The organism is Clostridium sartagoforme AAU1, from assembly GCF_000401215.1.
Lineage (GTDB): Bacteria > Bacillota > Clostridia > Clostridiales > Clostridiaceae > Clostridium > Clostridium sartagoforme.
In genome coordinates this window covers 1-1908 of the sequence record NZ_ASRV01000072.1, presented here as the reverse complement: position 1 = coordinate 1908, position 1908 = coordinate 1, and the positions used below count along the sequence as shown (strand labels likewise).

The 1908-nt window shown below is 25.7% G+C and carries 2 protein-coding genes; one reads left to right on the top strand and one right to left on the bottom strand.

Features of this window, described 5'->3' with window-relative positions; translation table 11 throughout:
* Nucleotides 1-84: 84 nt before the first annotated feature.
* On the top strand, nucleotides 85-654 hold the full coding sequence (locus A500_RS05670; protein WP_016206629.1) for a protein kinase family protein: 570 nt from the start codon (nucleotides 85-87) through the stop codon (nucleotides 652-654).
* A 124-nt stretch (nucleotides 655-778) separates the two neighbouring features.
* Here A500_RS05670 and A500_RS21140 read toward each other — a convergent pair whose 3' ends face one another.
* Nucleotides 779-1774 (bottom strand): L,D-transpeptidase family protein, encoded by a 996-nt coding sequence (locus A500_RS21140; RefSeq protein ID WP_016206628.1) that lies wholly within the window; start codon nucleotides 1772-1774, stop codon nucleotides 779-781.
* Nucleotides 1775-1908: the final 134 nt, after the last annotated feature.

Sequence of the window (1908 nt, the reverse complement as noted above, 5' to 3'; positions counted from 1 at the left end):
TTATTACATTAATTAATACTTATTTAATATCATATTTTCTTTTTTGCATATAATATCTAAAAGTAATTATTATAGAGTGGTAATATGAAATACTTATTAGAAATTCAAGATTGTAAACTTTTAGGATCTGGAGCTGAAGGCTCTGTATACTTGACCCCTGAAGGATATGCTCTTAAAACATTTAAAAACATAAAATCTGCTAAGAATGAAGAAGAAATCCTTAGAAAAACCTTAGATAGCCCTTTTTTCCCTAAGCCTATATTAAGGATAAGTAATATTTTAATAAGAGACTATGTAAGTGGTGATAATCTCTTTGAATATATTTCAAAACACGGCTTACCATATAATCTATCAGTAGAAATAATCGATCTTATTGAAGATTTAAAAAGATTAAAGTTTAAAAGAATTAATATAAGAAATGCTCATATATTTGTAGATTCAAAGGGTAAAATTATGATAATAGATCCAAGAAAACCTTATTCAAAAATAACTCCATATCCTAAAGATATAATTAAAATATTAGTCAAGCTTCACTTGTTTGATAAGTTTTTAAAGGATGTTCTAAAATATAAACCACATTTAATCTCTTATTGGACATCTGCTTATAATTATCTTGCCTCTCCAAGAAAAAGAAGAATTTATCGATATGGCTAATTAAAAATAATTATAAAAAATAAGGTTGGAATCATATTGTTTATAATTCCAGCCTTATTATAGTAAAATATTTTTCTATATTTATGTAAAATTATTTCTAACTTTTATATAATTCCAATATATCTTAATAAGAGTAAAGTGTACTATAATTTAAAGCAATCATTATTTGAGGATTTTCTGATGGATTTATCCATTGTAGAATTTCCTTCATTTTATTTAATTCTACAGCTACACACCCCCATGTAGGAATTCCAACATCTACATGTAAGAATATTGCAGAGCTTTTTCCTGGAATTACAGGCCATCTATTATAGTCTATTACTAATGAATATTTATATGCATTACTATGCTCTATTAAATGCTCTGCTGAATTCCATCTTCCATTTGCAGAGCCAAACTGCATTGTATTATAGTAAGATGAACTTTCATCATCTACCCAATATTCAGACCCATCTAGTACTCTATATGGAATCTTACTTCCTGGATTCTGTGCTACTCCAAATGCTTCTGTTAAACTATATACTCCAGTTGGGGTGCATAAGTCCATTTCATATACTTCACTTGCATTCTTCATTCCATTTTCACCTAATCTTGCAAACATACTGTCATATTCATACCAATTACCATTACTATCTTTCTGCCATAAAACTAACTCCGCTGTACTTCCCCCTGTACTTACAACAGAAATTATTTGATTTGAGCTTTTTGCTACAGATGTATTAGCAATTTTAGGATTATTATTGTTTTGAGTTTGTGTACTATTGTTACTATTAGTTATTTCATTATTATTATTTTCTAAAACAGTAGAATCATTTTCCTCATTTTTTTCTTTCTCAACAGCTTTTTTCTCTAACTCTTCTTTTATCTTTTCTTCTTCTAGTTTTTTATCTTCTTCATCTTTAATTCTTTTTTCCACTGATGATTTTAAATTACTTAATTGAGTTATAATATCCTTTGCTCCATTTAAATTCTTATTAGCTATGTTTCCATTAAAATTTTCTTTTAGATGGTTATATACATTTTCTTCATTACTATTCATATTAATAATTTCAATATCATCAAATTCTTTAATTATTTCTTCTATTTGCACTTTTAATTTTCTATCATTATTTGCTTTCACAATATAAATACTACTACTTATTAAAATAATAATAGATATAAGAAAAATTATTATTGCTTTTATCTTTTTTTGTTTCTCATTTTTCCCATCCTATAACTATTATAAATAATATAAAAATTTATTCATTAAACTAT